Genomic DNA, 18,386 nt, shown 5'->3' with positions numbered 1-18,386 from the left:
CTCCAGAGATTTTACCTCCCCCCCCATCCATTAAACGATAATGATTATCATTTGAATGGGGTTTGAGAAATTACCGTGACCGGCGACCTTCCGTTGCGGTTTTGCGTCGATGGCATGGCCAGCAGAGCGCCTGTAGGTTGCTATCGGCATCAGTACCACCATGAGTCTTGGCAATGATGTGGTCGACAGTGGTAGCAGCCACCACCTTTCCCTCTTGTAAGCAAGATTGGCATAGATGATTATCACGCTTAAGAACTCGTGCGCGGATATTATCCCACTTGGAACCATAGCCACGCTCATGACGGGTCTTGCCTTGCTGATGCTGCTGCCAACCTTCATTGATATGAGCTGCGCAGTAGCCTGAGCGATCAGTAGTGGTACCACGACAGCCACGCTTGCGGCAGGCACGAGGGATTAATGCTGGTATTTCATTATCCTTAGCCATTAATATGAATGACAATAATTCTATAATTTTGAGGGATATGACACTTGGAAGCTTCTACAATTAATCAATTTATCAGTGCATGTTCGGCATTGGCAGGCTTGATCATAGGTGGTGCGATAAATTATTTTGTAGTGAATCGCTCAGAAAAATCCCGCATTTTACGTGAGACTAAATCCGTAGAGGCTGGTTTGATTGCTGAAGTTAACGCCTTATTACAGATATCTTATAAGCGTGACTATTTAGGGGATTTTTATAAATATTTAGGAGAACTACAAAGTTTAGCCGGGTTATCATATTCAATTAAAATAAAATTCCCTGGGAACATAGCTCCCTTCTACCATGCAAACATAGATAAAATAAGCTTACTCAGTAATGATAAAGTTAGTGATATAATCTTTTACCATCAATTGTTAACTTCCTTTACCCAAGACTTTCATCCAGAGTCAGCTATAAATGAGATAGGTTTTTCGATTGAATCTATCAAAGCTACAATCGATATACTTGAGGAAATTCATGCACTCTCAGAACGGATAATAGCCTGGAATCAATAATATTATCTGGCTCAGATTCTTGCTGTCATATCCTTTGTCTTAAATTTGCTTGTTATCATTTCCTGCGGCTGCTTTTGCGGCCACAGCACTTTCAAACTTCGCAGAGATAAAGTCACGAATAACTTTGTAGCCACCACTAATCAATAACAACACGGATACGGCAGTACTGAAGTACAGAATTAATAATTGGAAGCCGGTCATCATTGTTTCCCTTTTTTTTGGAGTTGCCTAATGGCGTCGAGTTGGTTGTTGGCCTGTTCGATAGCTGCGAGTAATGGATTAATCCAAAGCACAGCCTGGCAGTAAGTCAGCTTGGCGGCGGCAGCGGTGTCAGTACCGGATCTGTTAGGCTGGCTGGTAGCTTCTGGCACTGCGCTGGAACGTAAACGGTTCGTGTACTGGAGCAACCCGTTAGCAATATCAGTAGGCACAGCGTAATTGCAGGTCTTCTCAAATCGTAACGTCTCACGATATTTAACCACCACATTATCTGAATTAACCTGAACGGCTTGATTCTCGCTACTGGTTGCCTTGGCTTGCTCATTGAACAATACCTGCTGATCTTGCTGGGCTTGAATTACTTTACCCTGCAGGGCTACTTGACCAACTGCCTCGTTCTTTTGGTCGATAGCTGATTTATAACGATACGCAGCACTCGAGCAAACGAGGATAACGAGAATAATCAACGCCATGATGACTGCAGCGATCAGCGACTCAGTTTTCATGATTAAGCCAATACTGATTTAGCAATATTGAAACGGCTCTTGCGATCATCAAGCCCATTACGACCACCATTGATAATCAATGTCACGCGCTCAATATCACCGCTATAAAGCGTGCAACTCTTACTGGTAAAGAACCAGGCGGCAGACCGCGCTGCATTGATATCGCTCTCAAGTAATTGAGGTTCTGACAGCAAGTCAGCTTTGATACCAGCACCACACTTGGCGTAATTCTCTAACCCAGTGATCTGGATTAGACCGCGACCTCGATACTTCCAACCATCATCGCGAGACTTATTACCCATGCGGTTGTAATAAACAAGATTAGCAATCGCTTCTTGATTAGCTGGCTTGCCAGTAGATCGGCCTAGTGCATAAGCTTGCTGATTAGTGATGCGTGAACCAAATGTGGTTAATAAGGCCGCTGGCGTGTAATTAAAGCTTTCCTTTAAAGCCGTAAATCCACCTGATTCATGTCCAACTTGAGCAATAAACATCGCTTTGTCGTTGCCTGCGGTGATACCAAACTCAGCCATTGCATCAGTGATCGGTTGAAACCAGCGCGTAGCTAACCCGGCGCTGATATTAGCCGCCTTCTGAAATTGTTGAAGATTCATATTAGATTCTCAGATCAACAATCCGCGCCAAGTTACCCCGTACCCTGAATACGGTGACACAGACTATTAAGTTTACGAGGACGATGGCCCAGTGCGTGTGGTGGTACAAGCCAACCAAGTAGCGGATAGGCACGTTACCGTAGATAACAACCACCAGCCAAGCCAACCATGATACACACGGACGATGGTTAGCCTCACCACGACGATAAAACGAGATAGTCAGTACAATCAGTAAGCTTAAGATCGCATTAACCATCGCTGCATAGTCATTTATTGGCATTACCGTTTCCCCCGCGGAATCGTCCTAGGAAGTTGGTAAGGTCGTAGTTACTGATTGCCGTCAGTGCTTTGACTGCTAACGCTGAGACAATTACCGCCCCCAAGGCATCAAGTTTTTGGTCGGTGTACCCTGTCCAGTGAGTGAGATATGAACCCACCAGTCCTGAACAAAGCACACCAGATAAGTACGAGACAAAGAAATACGCGATTCGCCGTAGATGGCTGAGATCGGTTGCGGACGCGATATAGTACGTCGCGCCAACAAAGGCCCCAAATAATACGCCATAATCAGCGCCAGTTAGTAAGCCATAGAGACTTACCCCGGTAAGGGCTGTTGCAGCAGCTCCGGTACCGGATATAGGTTCGGACATTACGCCCCCTCAATGTGCGGTGTGTTCATCCCGCTCGGATGAGGGGAATAGTTAGCCCTTTGCAGGGTGAAGTGTGGAGAGTAGGTTCTGAACTTCTTCAACCGTGGAGTTAAAGCGTTCTTCTTCAAGTTCAACGCCTATTACATTTCTTCCAGTAGAAAGAGCTGCCTTTAACGTTGATCCGGAACCCATGAAGAAATCTGCTACCAAGTCGCCTGGGCGGCTACTGGCTTCAATAATTTGTTTCAGCATGTCTGCTGGCTTTTCACAAGGGTGCTTGCCTGGGTAAAACTGGACGGGCTTGTGATGCCACACGTCTGTATACGGAACGTTTACCGTTACACCAAAATAGCGTCTTAGCTGACGGTATTCTTTAACTAGCTCACGATACTGTTTAGACAGTGATTGATAACTCACAACGAGTGGATCGTGTGAAATGCCTAAAGGGTTTTCAGTTTTTCGTTTTGCTGCTACCTCATTAAAGTAGGACTGCAGGTTTAAGTAATCTTCCTCTTTGGGTAACTGCCACTGGCTTGCACTAAACCAATGAGACGCCATATTCTTTTTCCCCGTTACGTCTGCAATCTCTTTAGTGCTGATCCCTAATGACTGTTTAGCATTACGGAAGTAATCAATAAGAGGCGTTAAGATATGCCTCTTAAGATCAACGCACTTGGCTTGGTACTCATTATCTTTACCGCGATAGGGTCCGAGATAATGTTCAGCAAAGATAATGCGCTCAGTTGCAGGGAAATAGCTTCTCAGGCTTTCTTTACTACACCCGTTCCATCGCCCACTGGGTTTAGCCCAAATGATATGGTTTAGGATGTTGAAGCGAGATCTCATCATTATCTCTGTATCAGCCGATAGCCGGTGACCACAAAATAGATAAAGACTCCCAGCCGGTTTAAGAACGCGCCAGAACTCAGCAAGACAGCTATCTAACCACTTTAGGTAATCTTCATCACCGCGCCACTGATTGTCCCAACCGTTGGGCTTAACTTTGAAGTACGGGGGATCGGTAACTATTAGATCGACGCAGTTATCAGGCAAAGATTGGAGAACTTCTAAGCAGTCAGCATTAAACAGCTCGCCACTGTTTATTTTTACAGTATTTTTCATAGATCAGTCAGCATCAACGTGATAGGCTCACTACGCTTTTGCGCGAAAGCAATGGGCCTTGGTTTGCTTGTGATCCGACATTATGAGCAGATGGCTGGTTGAGTGCGTCAACACCCTTCCAGCCGCCCATTCCACAAAGATAAATGCCTTATTGGCAACGAATGAAACACCCGTCTTCTTTAGCCACCAGCCCAGCCATTTCCATCTGAGTTAAAACTAAACCACAGTAAGGCTCACTGAAGCCCGTTAACTTAGTAAGCTCAACAACCGTTATAGGGTTTTGGTTAATCTGGCAAAGTACAGAACTTGCCTCTTTTGTCATGCTTTGCGTAGTCATTATTTCATCACCTTTTAAATAAGTGACGTACAGATAACTCTGTTCTGGAAGCACAGCAAGATAAGAAGTAGATGTTGAAAATCAGAAGGCTAATAAGTGCCCTGACTGGTAGTAATCAAAGTTTAGGCATAAAAAAACCCGCAATGAGCGGGCTTTAGAATTTTGTTGCTTCAGCTAGATACAGCACTGCAAGCATACGTATATATGATCATTTATTGGTTCAAATATCAAGCTTTATTTTTATCAAATGCATCAGATAAAGGCTGGAATAACGCGTAGTCAGCAAATTTTAGCCAGGTATCAATTCTACGACGACAGGTCATGAAACTTAGTTCTGGGTGTTGTGCTTGCATTTCCTCTGCCAGACTTCGAATGCTTCGGCCTTTACCCCTGTATTTCTCGTGCAGTAAATTGATTAAATTACCAGACAATGTCTGCCCTACTGCCTTATCAATCTTGCACGCTTCTTCGTCGGTACAGAACGCAAGGTAGCTTTTATTATTACCGTTCAGCATTTCTTGGAAGAACTCCAACAGGTCCTCGCGTGTAGTGCCGGATTTCTGTAACTCTCGAATAATTTTATTCAGCGCATCCTTAGATACCTTCTGCGTGGATAATATTTGGTTGAACATATTCCCGCAGCTACCACCTCCTATCGTGGACCAGCGGACCCACATCTTTATCTTACCCTGTACCCAGATGCGGTCCAGCGTGTTTAAGTGGCAATGCTCGTTACTCGTTCCAACTTCTGATGGATATATCATTATAGGTCTCCACACCCAATAATTAACCAATCACACCGACTGCAATCGCGTGATCGAAGAATCGGAAAAACAGCTCAAGCTGCGTTCCGTATTTGTTTTCAAACTTACTCTGGTCTGCGTGTAATTCATCATGATGCTTTCTGCATAGAGGGATCACAAACAGGTCATGTGCTTTGGTACCCATTCCGCCCTGCCCGTACCCGATGATATGGTGAGGATCGTCAGCGGGTTGGGCACAGCAAGCACAGGATTGAGACTTAACCCATCGGGTGTACTTCTCGTTAACCCAACGCTTGCGCTTAGGCCTGCGCATGAATGACTCTGGTGACTCGGAATCCACTCCTATTGCTAAGACTTGCTTAACAGCTTCTGCGCCCTCCTCAATGATATGCCGCCCTGAGTTATCGAACGGCAATATCGTTGATTCCTTTTGTGGGCCAAACGGTACCTCTGCTGGTGGTCGTTTGAGGATAGCCCGCACCGCACCTTCTGGTAGTAAGTGGACCAAGCCCTTTACGAACGCCCAGCAGCATAGCTCTGGTAAAGTCAGCTGATGGCCTTCAGGAAGAGTGAGGTTATAAATTACTCTCCCGATCACCCAATTAGCTGTATTCAGTTTTGCAATATCTTGGAGAGGTTGCGGAATATGAACATCGCGAAAATTATTATCGTGCGTGTAGCACAGAGAAACATAACCGGTACCGGACTTTAACGTCGTGTAATGCTTATGATGGTATTCCTCTGACTCAAACTGGCAGCAATGAAATCTCCTTACGTGATCTCGAAGCACTTCACTACCACCTGCTGCTGCGATTACCTCTTCCTGGCACATGAAATCAATAATTGAGGGGTTATCCATGAGCGGCTGCGCTGAATCACTTAGGCGACCAACTGGAGTATCTCGCAAATTTTCGGGCACGTTAGAGACCAGTACCTTTCCGGAACGGAACATGGAAAGCAGTTCTTTACCCGGCTTGAAAATTACGGTTCCCGTCAGCGGCGCTACGTCTGGAGTTAATATAGCTCTCACGTAAACCTCAGCTCACTGTCTCAAGTAACTTCAACAATGAATGAAACTTCGACTCAAAGAAGTGAGGCTGGGTCTCTCTCGGATTAGCGGGGCTTGTGATGTTCTTGCCATACATGCAGCCTTTTGCACTAAGCGACCAGAATTGTTTTATACCACCCACACCGCTTCTGCTTGGTCTTTGCTTGTGTTCAATGATCCCTAGCTTCTCCAGTTGTCGGTATACCTGATTAGCAGATAACCCGATACCATGGTCTTTGAGCAAATAACTTAGTGCTTTGGTGGACCGACTGGATCCATCAACGGCATCGCTCGGCGCGTCGATAGAATAGACCGGCATAATGTTTGGGATCCCAGCAAATTGTTGTAATTTTTGCAGACCCGCAAGTTTCGAGGAGTTAGACAAGTTAAGAAGCTTTGCTGCTGATTCAAGTATGATTACGCCAGCCTGCACTTGTTCTGAAAAGTGGTGGTGGTTGTCCTGACTAGCGAGAGCATCAAACGTTCGTATGACTTTTAAATTAAATGCCGGACTAATCCACATTGCATAGGCATATACCAACTCTTTGAATACATACGTTCCCTGTTGCTGGCCTCCCCTTACAGTGGAAACAGGAGCGATACCCATATTTTGGGTAACGGTCAATTCCTGTACTAATTCATTGGTCTGGGAGTTTGCAAGAAATTTACTAGGCTCTTTAGTCCTAGCATTCAAGCCACTTTGAATGGCAGCGTAATGTAAGTCGTTTAAGCAGTAGCGCCCGTCTGTGTCACGACGAACAGTAATACCTTCAATCACTAACAATTGATTCATATCTATTCTCCACACGTTTTTGTATCGGCCCCGCCCCATCATCTGCAAATGAACGGGACCAACCTTAGCCAGTGAACTGTAATCCACCAGCTCGTTTATCATACTAAATAACTGATCATGCAACCAGTTTTATAAAAATAATCTTAAAATATTGTGTTTATCTAGTAGAAGATTACCCCTCAATAAATTGAGTTCCATTAGATCGCTACTACACGAAAATGATAGTTAGCCTGCGAAATTAATTGAATAATGCATCCCATGGCGTTCGCAGGCAATTGATTTACCTAAGATTTATTAAAAAATAATCTATAACAAAAAAAGCTAATGTATGATTATTAATAAACATCTAATGCTTTACAAAAGCTATTCATACTTAAATTCCAATTCTTACTCTATCTGAACAAACCCTTGAAAATCAGAACCTGGACCTCTATTGAGCCCTATAACCATAAGGTAATTACCACTAGTATTTATCTTAGTATCAACATTTCTTGCGTTATCATAATCTGATGCTCCATCAATAGTCTCTCCAGTGTAAGTGTTAGATGGATTTCTGTAACTACCATCGTCATTTTCAGAAAAGAGAGATAAATCACCACTACCGTAAGAGATCTTAGCACCAGGTTTATATAAAGAAATTGCAGAATTCCCATCACTATCGGACAATTCAATATGTAATTTATTACCTGCCTTTAATGGTAAAAACCAACACTGCTGCTGAAATCGTAATATACTACCTTTAAAATAAACTCTTTCCCTTGACCCAACATCTAAACTCTTTATATTAATACAGCTTTTTTCTGGGATAGGCTTATCATCCCCAGCTATTGCACATTTGGAAATAATAGCTAGTAATATAGGCAAAACAATCTTTTTCATTATTAATTCCTGGAGGTTTTGTGAAAGCTATAGATGCTAAAATACTTTACGCAATTTCTTACCACTTTAAAGGTAATAAGGGAAGGCATCAAGATCTGATCATAAATGAAATGGTTAGATGCCTGCCATATGTAATTGATAATTACAAAATTAACACCCCCTAAGAATGTGTCATTTTCTGTCTCAACTATGCGAGGAAAGTAGAGGTTACAGTTCTTTGGTTGAAGAGGGAATCAATCCTCAACATAATCGTTATGAGCACAAAAAAATTTTAGGTAATACACAAGATGGAGATGGTTTTAAGTACAGAGGAAGAGGTTTCATACAAATCACAGGAAGATATAATTATAAAAACTTAAGTAAAATAGTTAATCTTGACTTAATTTCTAGACCTGAACTTTTATCAAATGACATAAGATTAGCATTAAATGTATCGGCCATTTACTGGACTCGAAATCATATTAATACGCCTGCCGATAAGGATGATGCAAGAGAGGTAACATATAGGATTAATGGCGGCTATACCAATTTCCCAGATAGATTAGAGTTTTTAAGAAGAGCCAAAAATGCTTTACTATAATTACTCATATGTTAAATATATTTAATATAAATTTCGACTTTGCAGACCTGCCCTGTCAAGTCTGCTTTTTATTAAATACTTATTAGAAATAAAGTTTCTCTAAATGTATCTGTACTTATTGTCACGTATTGATCCTTAGTATTTTCCTGATCCAGAGCCCAAGCAACTAGAGATATCGTTCAGCGCCATTCGCCCCGCCATCTCGCCCATGCTCTCGTAACACACCCGCTTTACCTTGCTCTCGCAGTTCTCAATGTGCTTAACCGCTTTGGTGCGAAGATGAACTTCACTGGTACTATCGAACGCTGCTTGCCATGCTGTTTGCGCGGTACGGTACCGACCAGAGCTTTCGTACTTCTCGGCGGCTTGCGCGTGTTTGTAAAACTCTGAGTTACTCAGTGCTAAATTTTCACCTAACAAAAATGCCCAGCGCCCGGTGTAAATTTTTGCTTCGCCACTCTCGACCAAATCGCTAATAAACTTGCTAACTTCTCTGCGTCCGATCCCCGTCTTTTCGCTTATTTCAATCGCAGTTAGCGGCTTGTCAGTGCTTAAAACTTTCAGTATCTCGGCTTTTCTGTCCATCACGCCCCCCTGAAACCAGCTGGTGTGGATTGGTCTGGAGTATCAATCTCGGTAATAACTCGCTCCCCCGGCTTAGACCAGCGGCCGTTGATTCGTTGTGGCCTACCTGCTTTGTCCCAATTGCCCGCTCTCTGCAGGTAGCCTGCAAAGTTTGTTGGGATGAAAAGCGTCTTGGGTCGGATGTATTGCTCTTGCTCAGTTCCCCGCCATTCCTCGGTCTTGTAATCGATGACGAGGTTTAATTCCGCAACGGTGAAGTCTTCACGAAGCCGAGCGCGGATATGCTCCAGTGAGGTTTTATTCGTCGTGAAACGTGATCCCGTGGTTTGGTTCAGATGGGTTAACACGTCACGAGCCTGTTCGGTAAGAACCACCTCGGGGTCGGGTTGCTCAGCAACCTGACAAAGGGGTTTTGATTTTACTGATGGTTCTTGTTTTGAAGTTACTGACGGATCCCCCCCAGATTCTGGCGGGTGAAACTCCTGTTTTTTGCTCGATTCCGACGCGTCAGATTTTGACCCGTCGAATTTTGATGCGTCAGATTTTGAGTGATCAGAATCTGACTCATGAGATAAAGCAGCTTTACGCAGCTTAGTGACGTTTAAACGATAAATATTTGGCGCATTACGATTACCTGAGCGGCGCTGTTGTCTTGTCAGCCATCCCTCTTGCTCTAACTTACCAATAGTGGTGCGCACCGTGGATTCACCCGCGCCAAGCTGGCGAGCAATAGTCTCAATGCTAGGCCAGCAGACACCTTCATCGTTACTGAAGTCAGCAAGGCGAGCCATGATCGCAACACTCGTCAGCTTCATACCTGCTGAGGCGCAACCATCCCAAACGTAAGAACTTAATTTGACACTCATGACTCTACCTTCCTGAACTTCTTAGACCAATCACGTCTCGGGCATACGCACTCATTTGCGTAGCCTGGTCGACGGTAAATAACTCGGTTGTTGGTGACATCGACGCCAACAGTTTCTACTTCAACACCGTTAACGTCTTTATAGCGCGCGACCCAAGGTCTAATGTGTTCTGCTTCCACGAGCAGCCTCCTTAGATGTCATCGCTATGTCACCCACAAGCCATTCAGCAAAACTGTGGTTAACCGGTACCCATTCACCGTGTACCATTACTACATAGCAGTAGAGAGCAGGTGATTGACCGCCGCTCAGCGGTAATACGCGAAGTTGTGGTAATTTCCTTTCTTCTGTTACAATGCTCATGCGATTGATTCTCCACACAATGATTTAGTCGCAACCGGACGCCCTGAGCTGCAACTTGGGGCGTTCACCTTTTCTGGCTTACAAAAAATCTGATAAACCAGTGTCGAGTGTTCCTGAAGCTTGCTGATTACTTGGTAAAGATCTTGTTCAATAGCCTCTTTCTCATGTCTCTCAACAACACCATCGCTGATTGCGTCACGAACCTGCTTTGAATAGGCAGAAACCTGCTCTAGTGCTTCAAGTAAGCGCTGATTGATGTCCGCATTTTCTATCTCGTCTAAATCATCCGGTACCGGAACGAATACTCCACCAGCTGCCTTAGCTACTGCGTGAGATACAAAATTCGTGTTGCCTGCCTTTTCTAAAACAGCAACCCAACCCATTGGAAAAACCTGATCACCATCAGCACGTAGACGGTTGAATAGTGAGTTTTCGGTAACGCCTAACCATTCAGCTGCTTCCGCATATCCACCTGGTAATTCAGTGATAGTTTTCTTCACTGCTTTGATATACCAATCGGGTTGTTTCTCTACTTTCCAGCTTTTCTGATCCACGGTTACTACCTCGCTTCTGTGGTTATTTTTAGTTTCTATTCTTCTAAAATTGCTCCGGAGAATCTCTCTGGGTAAAGAACTTCCAATTCTGTAATCTCGCCATCAAACAATTGGCAGATTCTTTCGGCTACTACGGCAGACACTGAATGCTCATTTCGTTCTATCCGGCTAAGTGTCGCAGGATCTATGCCGAGAACTTCAGCTACCTGAGAAAGCGTCTTGCCTTGCGCTTTTCTCAATTTCCTAAGAGGGGTTTGCATATTTCACCTTATTTTTGCGTTTTATGCATTTTATGGGTGACTTACGTAATGCGCAAGTCACTTTGCATATCTTGCAAAAAAAACTTTTAATTAGGGTAATTCGCTGAAAATATGCATACAGAGAGAACTGAACCGTGACGGTTGATATTGGGAAAAGAGTTCGTGAAATACGAATTCAAAAGGATATGAAAATCGAAGATCTTGCCGACAAGGTAGGACTTGATGCGTCGAGCATATCTAGACTGGAAACAGGAAAACAGAAATCTTTTACTGCTCAATCACTTGGAAATATTGCAACTGCTTTAAATATAAGCGTATCTGAATTATTTTCTTCGACTTATCGCGAAACCACTGTATATAATAACAGTAACTCCACTCGCGATGATGCCGAGGTAAACGACGTGTACCACATAGCAATAATGGATTTAGCAGCAAGCGCTGGTAACGGTACCTATAACCAGAATGAAGTTGTAGATATAGTTAGATCTATCGAATACAGTAATGAACATGCCCGTGCTGTATTCGGTAGCAAGCCAGAATCTGCAGTGAAAGTAATAACCGTAAAGGGCGATAGTATGTCTGGTACTATAGAGCCCGGTGACCTAATTTTCGTCGATATTTCTGTGACTAACTATGATGGTGATGGGGTATATGTTTTTGGCTTCGATGAAAAAATACACGTCAAAAGGCTACAGATGGTTCCAGACAAACTGATTGTTATTTCAGACAATCCACATTATCGAGATTGGAGTATATCCCCAGAAAACGAACATCGATTCCATATCTTTGGTAAAGTCATGATTAGTCAGTCGCAAGAATTTAAAAGACACGGATAAGAATTAATACCGCCTCGTGCGGTATTTTTTTAACCTCAAACTTGCATAAAATGCAATTTATGTTTGCGTTATATGCAATTTAATATTAGAGTGTGTTCAACAAGGTAATCCATGCACCCAGCCGGCGGTGGTGAGAAACACCGGCAGTGACAGCAGAACGTGTGACCTAACCGGTTTGACGATTAACCCGGAGCTGGGCGACTCCACAGAAGGTTGTTTATCTGAGATGTCACCGACTTGCCAGCGTTACTGGCAACATAACGATGAGAGTTCTTAGGGGACGGATCCTGCTTTGCAGGCTGGCAAATGAACCGGAGATAGAGCTCTCTTCGTTGTGGTGAATGCTAAGGCTGATTAGAAAAACCGAGTGCCACCCAGTGCCAGGGTAAGGAACGGTAGGGATTAAGGCCAATAACCTCCCGGGCAAATGTAGGAGATCAGCACCTAGCACCACAACATCCTCCATGTGTGGAGACCCCAGGCTGTGGACTTTTGCAGTAGGTCCACCAGCCAATTTTTCCAAATTTAATTATTGCCATTACGGCAAGGGCTTTCTGCAGCCTGAAATTGGAGAGTTAATCGTGAAAATACCAAGTTTTAAGAACGCTATCGTTTATAAAGCAACGCTTCCTAGCCAAGAACCGTTGGCCAAGCACCTAGAAGAAATGCCCTATTCCCCTGTTGCTGAAACTGAGTTCTCTCGCTCGTCGTTCGTACCGCATCCTGTCACCGGCGAACTAGTAACGCCGATCACTGGCGGTTTTATGTTTGTAGTGCGTGTAGATCAGAAAATTATCCCTACCGACGTGATTAACGAAGAAGTGAACAAGCGTGTATCCGCAATTGAAGGGCTACAAGAAGCTAAAATTACCAAAGACGAGAAAGCGGCAATTAAAGATAACGTGACTGTGGATCTTTGCCGTCTGGCTTTCGTTAAATCCACTCTGGTCTTGGCGCTGTACCACGAAGAATCAAAGCTGCTATTCGTTAATACAACCAGCAAAAAATTAGCATCCTTAACCTGCTCGATGCTAGTCAGAGTAGTGGGATCTATTAAGACAGAAACCATCCATATCAGTGACATCAAAAATGGCCTTACTACCCGTTTAAAAAATCATTTATCCGGTGATGCGGACGCTTTTGATGGGTTCAATATTGGTAACTACATCCGTTTATCTCGCCTAGCCGACGATAAAGAAATTATCACCTACTCTGCAGGCCTCGACTCAGTTTCAGAAGAGGTGTCGGACAGCCTTAACACAGGTTTCATAGTCGAGAGCATGGAGCTTTGCCTCAGTAAAGCTAGTTTCGTTTTAACGGATAAATTTCAATTTAAGAAAATTACTACTTATAGCGAATATTCTCCAAGAGATGAAGACGATGAAGCGGGTGCATACCGTAATGCCGCTAGTGCCGATCTGTTCATCATGACTAAAGCCGTTGAAGGTCTCTGTAGTTTGCTTGAATACAAAGAGCCTGAAGAGTCTAGCGAATAATTCACCCATGGCGCTCACTGAGAGCGCTTAAACCGATTGCAGTCGAGTGTGGAGAGTAAAGTGGAAAAACAAACTAAAGAACGCGGCATTATCTTCAACGGTGAAATGGTTAGAGCCATTCTTGATGGGCGTAAAACGCAGCACCGTATTCCGGTCAATCTTCCTGTGATAGGTATCAACATGGGCTGTGAAATTGCAGGTAACGAGCTTGCTGGAGAAATAAATTCAGGGTGCTACTGGAACAGTAAGCTAGGAAAACCAGGTGACCGCCTATGGGTGAGGGAGACGTGCTATGCAACTAAATCTACCCCTCATGGAATCAGAGCAGTTGCCTATCCGGCAGACAATGAAATCAAAATTATTGAATACGCTGATCAACACATAGAGAAGTGGGAAACCCTCTTTAACTACTGTAATGCTGTTGCTGAGCAAGTGCCATCAACCCTCATGCCCCGATGGGTTTCACGCATAACGCTTGAGATTACTGATATTCGGGTAGAGCGGTTACATGCCATTACGTTGGGTGATATTTGCAAAGAAATAGGATGTGGTCTTTATGACTTCATACCGGCTACCCACGGGTTTTTAGTATGGGAAGAAACTTGGAAATCAATCCACGGCCAAGATAGCTGGCAGTCTAACCCTTGGGTGTGGGTCGTCGAGTTTAATCGAGTGGAGGCAGCATGATTGCATTAACACAAGAGAAGCGTGAAGAAAAAATCAAACGCCTAAACGGATGGGGGGAGTGATGATAGCTGCAAGCTACACCTTGCATCTTCACTGTGACTGCGATGAATGCACAGCTAAAAAATGGGGATCTCCTGATTTTGGAGAGTACGTTGGCGAAACGTGGAGTGAGTGCTCAAGAGCTGCCAAAAAGGACGGCTGGTTTATATCAAAAGATAGAACAGCCTGCTTATCTCCTAGCCATAAAGGAAAGGATTGAATTATGGACCGTAGAATTGAAATAGTTAATCAGGCTATCGAGCTGGCCAATAGATTTTATCAGCAGCACGGTTATGTTAGCCGAGAAGGGTTTAAATTCTGGCAATCACCTCACCCTCAAGAGAGGCTCATGTTCGAAATGGCCTGCGCAGCATTTGATTTTTTGAAGGGTACCGAGGTGATGGACATCGTAAACGAACTGGAAGAAGAAGGGTTATTATGAAAACTCAAATGCAATTAGCCAACCGCGCAAGGAGTGGAAAGCTTTCTGTCGGGAAAATGCGGAAGTTACGGTGGTAGAGAGTGATGGTCAATTTGATTCACAAGAGGCCGCAAATGATGCAGTACGTGAAGAATTAAGCTGTTGGGGGGATTAAGATAATGAAACACTTAATGGTAGACATCGAAACAATGGGTACCGCACCTGGTTCCCCTATCCTCGCGATCGGCGCCGTATTTTTCGAGCCGTCGACCGATGAGCTTGGTCCACAGTTTTATCAAGTGGCAACTCTGCGTAGTGAGATGGCTAACGGCGCGGTACCGGATGCAGATACCATCATGTGGTGGATGCAGCAAAGCGAGGAAGCTAGAAAAGCTTTATCAAGCAATCCCAGCCATATCAATGAGGTTCTGTTGGCTCTATCGTCGTTTGCGCTTTCAACGAGCACAACTAGAAACATTCAGCTTTGGGGTAACGGCGCCAACTTCGATAATGTACTACTGCGTGATGCTTATCGACGAGCACAGCTACGACCATTCTGGAATTTCTGGAACGATCGGGATGTGAGAACCATCGTTGAGCTCGGTAGACAACTTGGCTATGACCCAAAGCGAGAGATGCCGTTTGTTGGTGATCAGCATAACGCCCTTGATGATGCTATTCATCAAGCTAAGTATGTATCAGATATTTGGCAAAAGCTGGTACCGACCACCAGCGACTAATCAAAACCGTTGCAGCGGGTAATGTGGAGGACGTATGAGCAAATTAATGAGAGCCAGCGCATGGGCTAAGAGGGAGTTTGAATCGGGGTCAGAACCTGATAATCGCACCATTAAAAAGTGGGTAAGAAATGGCGTATTACAAGGCCGTATTGTTGACGGAAGTGTGTGGGTCATTTCAGCTGAGCGCTGGGGAATTAGCAGTGTTGTATCAAGCGCTGTTCATCATCTTATCAATGAGGCTTAAATGTTAGGGCGTCCCCGCAAAAGAGAAAATAGGCACCTTCCCGATCATCTTTTTTTTGATAAATCAGCAAATGTTTATCGTTTCACACTCATAACAGGAAAGCGTAAAAGCTTAGGCTCTGATAGAGCCTTGGCTATTGCCATCGCGCGCGAATATAACAACAGAATGCGGCCTGATACCGCACCATCCTTAGATAGTCTGATTAGGGAATCAGGTGGAGAGAATGGTGAGGCTAAACCATTTGCTGTTTATGCTGAGAAGTTATTGGACCGGGCTATTGTTGATGAGAAACCAAGCTCAGACACGGTTGCCGTTTGGAAAAATGATATCGTCCGCGTGAAAGATTTCTTCTCCGATATCTATGCCTGTGACATCCAGCTTGAGCACGTAAATGCTTTTATCACAAAGTACCATCAAACCTCTTCTGCCAACGTACAGAATAGGAAAGTTAGCTTCCTGAAAAAGCTATTCAGCTATGCTGTCGATGAGTCCCTGATGATCGATAACCCTGCTGAAAGAAAGAAAATGCGCAGAGTTGATAAAAAGACCAGAAGAAGACTTAGCCTTACCGATTACAGAAAAATTCATAATGCTGCCCCTCTTTGGCTTAAAACAGCAATGGATCTAGCTCTTCAGACGAGTCATGCAAGGCTTGAGGTCTCACGTATAAAATATTCAATTAAGAAACCTGCCCAAGGTGTTTGCGGGTGTATATGGTTAGATAGCCCAGAGAATGATCTATATGGAACGCTATATATTCATAGGCAGAAAGTACAACACAAGGAAGCCTCTCATGTAGCGATCCCTATCGGCCCAGCGCTAAAATCCATCATAGAGAGTAGTCGAGATAATGTTGCTAGCCCATATGTGGTGCACAGAATACCTTTAAAAAGAAGTAACCCAATTAGCCAGGAGGTTGGGCATCCGACACAAGTAGCACCAGATTATATTAGCCGTTCTTTCTCGAAATTAAGAGATCAGGTTGGCGTGGCTTCAACATTGCCTGAAGATCAGCGCCCTACGTTTCACGAAATAAGGGCTCTTTCAGCGTTCTTATTCAACCAGCAAGGTATCGACCCACAGGCAAGAATGGCTCATAGCGATGCCAAGTCGACGCGCATATACACTGAAAATCATATTGAGTGGGTTTGTGTTCCTCACGGTGAAATAAAGATCGCATAAGCGATGGTATAAGTCACCCCAAGTCATTGATGTATATAATGCACTTTTTGTATTTTAGGTACTGTTTGTTTATACAGTTAAATCTACATATCCACATGATTTAATTGGACTTATTTAATTAACGCCAGCTAACATGGGGTGTCAGGGGTCGGAGGTTCAAATCCTCTCGTGCCGACCAAATCATCATTCTGTTAGTACCGGATACTGATGGAAACCCTACAAGAACCCGCATTCTCACTGAGTCTGCGGGTTTTTTGTTGTCTGTAGTGTTCGGTTATGCCCATTTACAACCGGATTTTTTAGGACTAGATTAAGGACTAGAATTCGCATAGTCCTAAAAGAGCTAGTCCTACGATGCCAAGAAAGACCGTACCACTCACCGCTACGCAGGTTAAGAACGCCAAAGCCACGGACAAGGAGCTATCTCTACTTGATGGAGGTGGCCTAGTCCTACTGGTCAAACCGTCCGGCGTGAAAACGTGGCAGTTGCGCTATTACAGGCCAGCCAATAACAAACGCACCACAATGACAATCGGTAACTACCCTTCCTTTTCTCTATTGGATGCAAGAGCCGCCAGAGATGAAGCGCGAGCCATGCTAGATAAAGGTATTGACCCGCAGGCCTACCGAACACAGCAGGAAGAAGCCGAGAAGCTCAGGACAGGTAACACATTTAAAAACGTTGCCGCTGATTGGTACGAATTGAAGAAGTCACAGAACCTAGCACCCAACACGATTAAGGATATATGGCGGTCATTAGAAAAATATATCTTCCCTGATATTGGCGACCGTCCAGTAACAGAACTCACCGCACGAATATTCGTCAATGTGTTGGAGCCGATTAGAGCAAGGGGAAATCTGGAAACCTTGAAACGTGTCTTGCAGCGCGTGAATGAGGTTATGGACTATGCCGCCAATAGTGGACTCATTGAAGTTGATACCGCCGCCAATGTGCGCAAGGCTTTCCCCGTTCCAACTAAAAAGCCAATGCCAGCTATCACACCGGATAGGCTGCCCGAACTTATGCGAGCGTTATCAATCGCCAGCATTGAGCGACAAACACGTTTATTAATCGAGTGGCAGCTAATTACAGTGACCCGCCCCGCCGAAGCATCGTCTGCCCGATGGGATGAAATCGACCTTGTAGATCAAACTTGGACGATACCCGCTGGACGCATGAAGATGCGCCGTGACCACATAATCCCACTGCCACCCCAAGCGTTAGCAATCCTTGAGGAAATGAAACCGATTAGTAAACACCGTGATTACATTTTCCCAAGCATGAAAGATCCAAAACTACCGATGAATAGCCAGACTGCAAACGCTGCCATTAAGCGTATGGGCTTTCGTGGTGTATTGGTGGCTCACGGATTCAGGGCGATATTTAGTACCGCTGCAAATAGCGCAGGATTCGACTCGGACGTAATAGAAGCTGCCCTATCACACACTGATAAAAACGAAGTGCGCCGCGCCTATAACCGAAGCAACTACCTAGAGAGAAGAAAGGTTCTAATGTGCTGGTGGGCTGATACGTTGGAAGCAGCGGCAACAGGCTCAACTTTAGCCAATGGCGTAATTGGTATCAGAAGCAAGCTCGCTGTATAAATC

Annotated in this window: 28 protein-coding genes; 11 read left to right on the top strand and 17 right to left on the bottom strand. The window is 44.4% G+C overall.

The genetic code is table 11. From position 1 onward, the window contains the following. Positions 1-70 precede the first annotated feature (70 nt). The gene (locus tag HGT71_RS07600) at positions 71-427 is read right to left on the bottom strand and encodes an HNH endonuclease (protein ID WP_214217337.1); all 357 of its coding nucleotides are present in this window, start codon (positions 425-427) and stop codon (positions 71-73) included. A gap of 62 nt (positions 428-489) precedes the next feature. Between HGT71_RS07600 and HGT71_RS07595 the strand changes: the two genes are divergently transcribed. Next, positions 490-996, top strand: a complete 507-nt coding sequence (locus HGT71_RS07595) for a hypothetical protein (protein WP_214217240.1) — start codon at positions 490-492, stop codon at positions 994-996. Between the two features lie 39 nt (positions 997-1,035). On the opposite strand, the gene HGT71_RS07590 is transcribed toward HGT71_RS07595, so the two are convergent. The 11 genes from HGT71_RS07590 to HGT71_RS07540 form a co-directional block, all read right to left on the bottom strand. Next, positions 1,036-1,197: a DUF1378 family protein gene (locus HGT71_RS07590; protein WP_214217239.1), complete on the bottom strand. Its 162-nt coding sequence runs from the start codon at positions 1,195-1,197 to the stop codon at positions 1,036-1,038. After that, positions 1,197-1,721: a hypothetical protein gene (locus tag HGT71_RS07585; protein WP_214217238.1), complete on the bottom strand. Its 525-nt coding sequence runs from the start codon at positions 1,719-1,721 to the stop codon at positions 1,197-1,199. The genes HGT71_RS07590 and HGT71_RS07585 overlap by 1 nt, the downstream gene beginning before the upstream one ends. A 2-nt stretch (positions 1,722-1,723) precedes the next feature. Continuing rightward, a complete protein-coding gene (locus HGT71_RS07580; protein ID WP_214217237.1) occupies positions 1,724-2,335 on the bottom strand; it encodes a glycoside hydrolase family 19 protein in 612 nt (203 codons plus the stop codon). A 1-nt stretch (position 2,336) separates the two neighbouring features. Beyond that, positions 2,337-2,615, bottom strand: a complete 279-nt coding sequence (locus tag HGT71_RS07575) for a phage holin family protein (RefSeq protein ID WP_071429682.1) — start codon at positions 2,613-2,615, stop codon at positions 2,337-2,339. Continuing rightward, positions 2,602-2,985, bottom strand: coding sequence for a phage holin family protein (locus tag HGT71_RS07570; RefSeq protein WP_214217236.1), 384 nt, complete (start codon positions 2,983-2,985; stop codon positions 2,602-2,604). The genes HGT71_RS07575 and HGT71_RS07570 overlap by 14 nt, the downstream gene beginning before the upstream one ends. Before the next feature lie 51 nt (positions 2,986-3,036). Continuing rightward, entirely contained in the window at positions 3,037-4,107 is a 1,071-nt protein-coding gene (locus tag HGT71_RS07565) for a DNA-methyltransferase (protein ID WP_214217235.1), read from the bottom strand. A gap of 148 nt (positions 4,108-4,255) precedes the next feature. Then, the gene (locus HGT71_RS07560; RefSeq protein WP_214217234.1) at positions 4,256-4,444 is read right to left on the bottom strand and encodes a DprA-like winged helix domain-containing protein; all 189 of its coding nucleotides are present in this window, start codon (positions 4,442-4,444) and stop codon (positions 4,256-4,258) included. Positions 4,445-4,671: 227 nt separating this feature from the next. Beyond that, the gene (locus HGT71_RS07555; protein WP_214217233.1) at positions 4,672-5,208 is read right to left on the bottom strand and encodes a DUF1133 family protein; all 537 of its coding nucleotides are present in this window, start codon (positions 5,206-5,208) and stop codon (positions 4,672-4,674) included. A gap of 22 nt (positions 5,209-5,230) precedes the next feature. Then, positions 5,231-6,238: a DUF968 domain-containing protein gene (locus HGT71_RS07550; protein WP_214217232.1), complete on the bottom strand. Its 1,008-nt coding sequence runs from the start codon at positions 6,236-6,238 to the stop codon at positions 5,231-5,233. Positions 6,239-6,245: 7 nt separating this feature from the next. Further along, positions 6,246-7,049 (bottom strand): KilA-N domain-containing protein, encoded by an 804-nt coding sequence (locus HGT71_RS07545; RefSeq protein WP_214217231.1) that lies wholly within the window; start codon positions 7,047-7,049, stop codon positions 6,246-6,248. 387 nt (positions 7,050-7,436) lie between these two features. Further along, the gene (locus tag HGT71_RS07540) at positions 7,437-7,928 is read right to left on the bottom strand and encodes a hypothetical protein (protein ID WP_214217230.1); all 492 of its coding nucleotides are present in this window, start codon (positions 7,926-7,928) and stop codon (positions 7,437-7,439) included. A 217-nt stretch (positions 7,929-8,145) separates the two neighbouring features. On the opposite strand from HGT71_RS07540, the gene HGT71_RS07535 reads away from it, so the two are divergent. Further along, positions 8,146-8,508 carry a glycoside hydrolase family 19 protein gene (locus HGT71_RS07535; RefSeq protein ID WP_214217229.1) on the top strand — a complete coding sequence of 121 codons (363 nt, stop codon included), beginning with the start codon at positions 8,146-8,148 and terminating at the stop codon, positions 8,506-8,508. Between the two features lie 135 nt (positions 8,509-8,643). Here the strand turns inward: HGT71_RS07535 and HGT71_RS07530 are convergent, their stop codons facing one another. From HGT71_RS07530 to HGT71_RS07510, 5 genes are all read right to left on the bottom strand, one after another. Further along, positions 8,644-9,093: a hypothetical protein gene (locus HGT71_RS07530; RefSeq protein WP_214217228.1), complete on the bottom strand. Its 450-nt coding sequence runs from the start codon at positions 9,091-9,093 to the stop codon at positions 8,644-8,646. Then, complete coding sequence (locus tag HGT71_RS07525; RefSeq protein WP_214217227.1) at positions 9,093-9,959, bottom strand: conserved phage C-terminal domain-containing protein; 867 nt, start codon at positions 9,957-9,959, stop codon at positions 9,093-9,095. The genes HGT71_RS07530 and HGT71_RS07525 overlap by 1 nt, the downstream gene beginning before the upstream one ends. Then, entirely contained in the window at positions 9,956-10,138 is a 183-nt protein-coding gene (locus HGT71_RS07520; protein ID WP_214217226.1) for a DUF4222 domain-containing protein, read from the bottom strand. The genes HGT71_RS07525 and HGT71_RS07520 overlap by 4 nt, the downstream gene beginning before the upstream one ends. Before the next feature lie 177 nt (positions 10,139-10,315). Further along, positions 10,316-10,873: a YmfL family putative regulatory protein gene (locus tag HGT71_RS07515; protein WP_214217225.1), complete on the bottom strand. Its 558-nt coding sequence runs from the start codon at positions 10,871-10,873 to the stop codon at positions 10,316-10,318. A gap of 35 nt (positions 10,874-10,908) precedes the next feature. Further along, on the bottom strand, positions 10,909-11,133 hold the full coding sequence (locus HGT71_RS07510) for a helix-turn-helix domain-containing protein (RefSeq protein WP_214217224.1): 225 nt from the start codon (positions 11,131-11,133) through the stop codon (positions 10,909-10,911). Positions 11,134-11,318: 185 nt separating this feature from the next. Here HGT71_RS07510 and HGT71_RS07505 point away from each other — a divergent pair, with 185 nt between their 5' ends. The 9 genes from HGT71_RS07505 to HGT71_RS07470 all read left to right on the top strand — a co-directional run bounded on the left by HGT71_RS07505 (position 11,319) and on the right by HGT71_RS07470 (position 18,383). Further along, positions 11,319-11,969, top strand: coding sequence for an XRE family transcriptional regulator (locus tag HGT71_RS07505; RefSeq protein ID WP_244986456.1), 651 nt, complete (start codon positions 11,319-11,321; stop codon positions 11,967-11,969). A 581-nt stretch (positions 11,970-12,550) separates the two neighbouring features. Then, complete coding sequence (gene rdgC, locus HGT71_RS07500) at positions 12,551-13,465, top strand: recombination-associated protein RdgC (protein ID WP_214217222.1); 915 nt, start codon at positions 12,551-12,553, stop codon at positions 13,463-13,465. Positions 13,466-13,570: 105 nt separating this feature from the next. Further along, the gene (locus HGT71_RS07495) at positions 13,571-14,152 is read left to right on the top strand and encodes a hypothetical protein (protein WP_214217336.1); all 582 of its coding nucleotides are present in this window, start codon (positions 13,571-13,573) and stop codon (positions 14,150-14,152) included. Between the two features lie 58 nt (positions 14,153-14,210). Next, on the top strand, positions 14,211-14,411 hold the full coding sequence (locus HGT71_RS15800) for a hypothetical protein (protein WP_241608920.1): 201 nt from the start codon (positions 14,211-14,213) through the stop codon (positions 14,409-14,411). A gap of 3 nt (positions 14,412-14,414) precedes the next feature. Continuing rightward, positions 14,415-14,633 carry a hypothetical protein gene (locus tag HGT71_RS07490; RefSeq protein ID WP_214217221.1) on the top strand — a complete coding sequence of 73 codons (219 nt, stop codon included), beginning with the start codon at positions 14,415-14,417 and terminating at the stop codon, positions 14,631-14,633. 158 nt (positions 14,634-14,791) lie between these two features. Beyond that, positions 14,792-15,352, top strand: coding sequence for a 3'-5' exonuclease (locus HGT71_RS07485; protein ID WP_214217220.1), 561 nt, complete (start codon positions 14,792-14,794; stop codon positions 15,350-15,352). Positions 15,353-15,386: 34 nt separating this feature from the next. Further along, positions 15,387-15,596, top strand: a complete 210-nt coding sequence (locus HGT71_RS07480) for a hypothetical protein (RefSeq protein ID WP_214195031.1) — start codon at positions 15,387-15,389, stop codon at positions 15,594-15,596. Further along, entirely contained in the window at positions 15,597-16,778 is a 1,182-nt protein-coding gene (locus HGT71_RS07475; RefSeq protein WP_214217219.1) for a phage integrase Arm DNA-binding domain-containing protein, read from the top strand. It abuts the gene before it with no gap. Between the two features lie 354 nt (positions 16,779-17,132). Beyond that, the gene (locus tag HGT71_RS07470; RefSeq protein WP_214217218.1) at positions 17,133-18,383 is read left to right on the top strand and encodes an integrase domain-containing protein; all 1,251 of its coding nucleotides are present in this window, start codon (positions 17,133-17,135) and stop codon (positions 18,381-18,383) included. The last annotated feature ends 3 nt before the right edge of the window (positions 18,384-18,386 follow it).

Origin of the sequence: Rosenbergiella epipactidis (assembly GCF_018494055.1) — a bacterium.
In the GTDB taxonomy this organism is placed as follows: Bacteria; Pseudomonadota; Gammaproteobacteria; order Enterobacterales; family Enterobacteriaceae; genus Rosenbergiella; species Rosenbergiella epipactidis.
The sequence above is the reverse complement of the archived record's forward strand: the minus strand, read 5'-3'. Positions and strand labels throughout refer to the sequence as shown.

Excerpts from the sequence above, each read along its gene's own strand:
- HGT71_RS07590 (WP_214217239.1), bottom strand. The coding sequence starts at position 1,197 with ATGACCGGCTTCCAATTATTAATTCTGTACTTCAGTACTGCCGTATCC.
- HGT71_RS07585 (WP_214217238.1), bottom strand. The coding sequence starts at position 1,721 with ATGAAAACTGAGTCGCTGATCGCTGCAGTCATCATGGCGTTGATTATT.
- HGT71_RS07580 (WP_214217237.1), bottom strand. The coding sequence starts at position 2,335 with ATGAATCTTCAACAATTTCAGAAGGCGGCTAATATCAGCGCCGGGTTA.
- HGT71_RS07575 (WP_071429682.1), bottom strand. The coding sequence starts at position 2,615 with ATGCCAATAAATGACTATGCAGCGATGGTTAATGCGATCTTAAGCTTA.
- HGT71_RS07570 (WP_214217236.1), bottom strand. The coding sequence starts at position 2,985 with ATGTCCGAACCTATATCCGGTACCGGAGCTGCTGCAACAGCCCTTACC.
- HGT71_RS07565 (WP_214217235.1), bottom strand. The coding sequence starts at position 4,107 with ATGAAAAATACTGTAAAAATAAACAGTGGCGAGCTGTTTAATGCTGAC.
- HGT71_RS07560 (WP_214217234.1), bottom strand. The coding sequence starts at position 4,444 with ATGACTACGCAAAGCATGACAAAAGAGGCAAGTTCTGTACTTTGCCAG.
- HGT71_RS07555 (WP_214217233.1), bottom strand. The coding sequence starts at position 5,208 with ATGATATATCCATCAGAAGTTGGAACGAGTAACGAGCATTGCCACTTA.
- HGT71_RS07545 (WP_214217231.1), bottom strand. The coding sequence starts at position 7,049 with ATGAATCAATTGTTAGTGATTGAAGGTATTACTGTTCGTCGTGACACA.
- HGT71_RS07540 (WP_214217230.1), bottom strand. The coding sequence starts at position 7,928 with ATGAAAAAGATTGTTTTGCCTATATTACTAGCTATTATTTCCAAATGT.
- HGT71_RS07530 (WP_214217228.1), bottom strand. The coding sequence starts at position 9,093 with ATGGACAGAAAAGCCGAGATACTGAAAGTTTTAAGCACTGACAAGCCG.
- HGT71_RS07525 (WP_214217227.1), bottom strand. The coding sequence starts at position 9,959 with ATGAGTGTCAAATTAAGTTCTTACGTTTGGGATGGTTGCGCCTCAGCA.
- HGT71_RS07510 (WP_214217224.1), bottom strand. The coding sequence starts at position 11,133 with ATGCAAACCCCTCTTAGGAAATTGAGAAAAGCGCAAGGCAAGACGCTT.
- HGT71_RS07505 (WP_244986456.1), top strand. The coding sequence starts at position 11,319 with ATGAAAATCGAAGATCTTGCCGACAAGGTAGGACTTGATGCGTCGAGC.
- HGT71_RS07495 (WP_214217336.1), top strand. The coding sequence starts at position 13,571 with ATGGTTAGAGCCATTCTTGATGGGCGTAAAACGCAGCACCGTATTCCG.
- HGT71_RS07490 (WP_214217221.1), top strand. The coding sequence starts at position 14,415 with ATGGACCGTAGAATTGAAATAGTTAATCAGGCTATCGAGCTGGCCAAT.
- HGT71_RS07485 (WP_214217220.1), top strand. The coding sequence starts at position 14,792 with ATGAAACACTTAATGGTAGACATCGAAACAATGGGTACCGCACCTGGT.
- HGT71_RS07480 (WP_214195031.1), top strand. The coding sequence starts at position 15,387 with ATGAGCAAATTAATGAGAGCCAGCGCATGGGCTAAGAGGGAGTTTGAA.
- HGT71_RS07475 (WP_214217219.1), top strand. The coding sequence starts at position 15,597 with ATGTTAGGGCGTCCCCGCAAAAGAGAAAATAGGCACCTTCCCGATCAT.
- HGT71_RS07470 (WP_214217218.1), top strand. The coding sequence starts at position 17,133 with ATGCCAAGAAAGACCGTACCACTCACCGCTACGCAGGTTAAGAACGCC.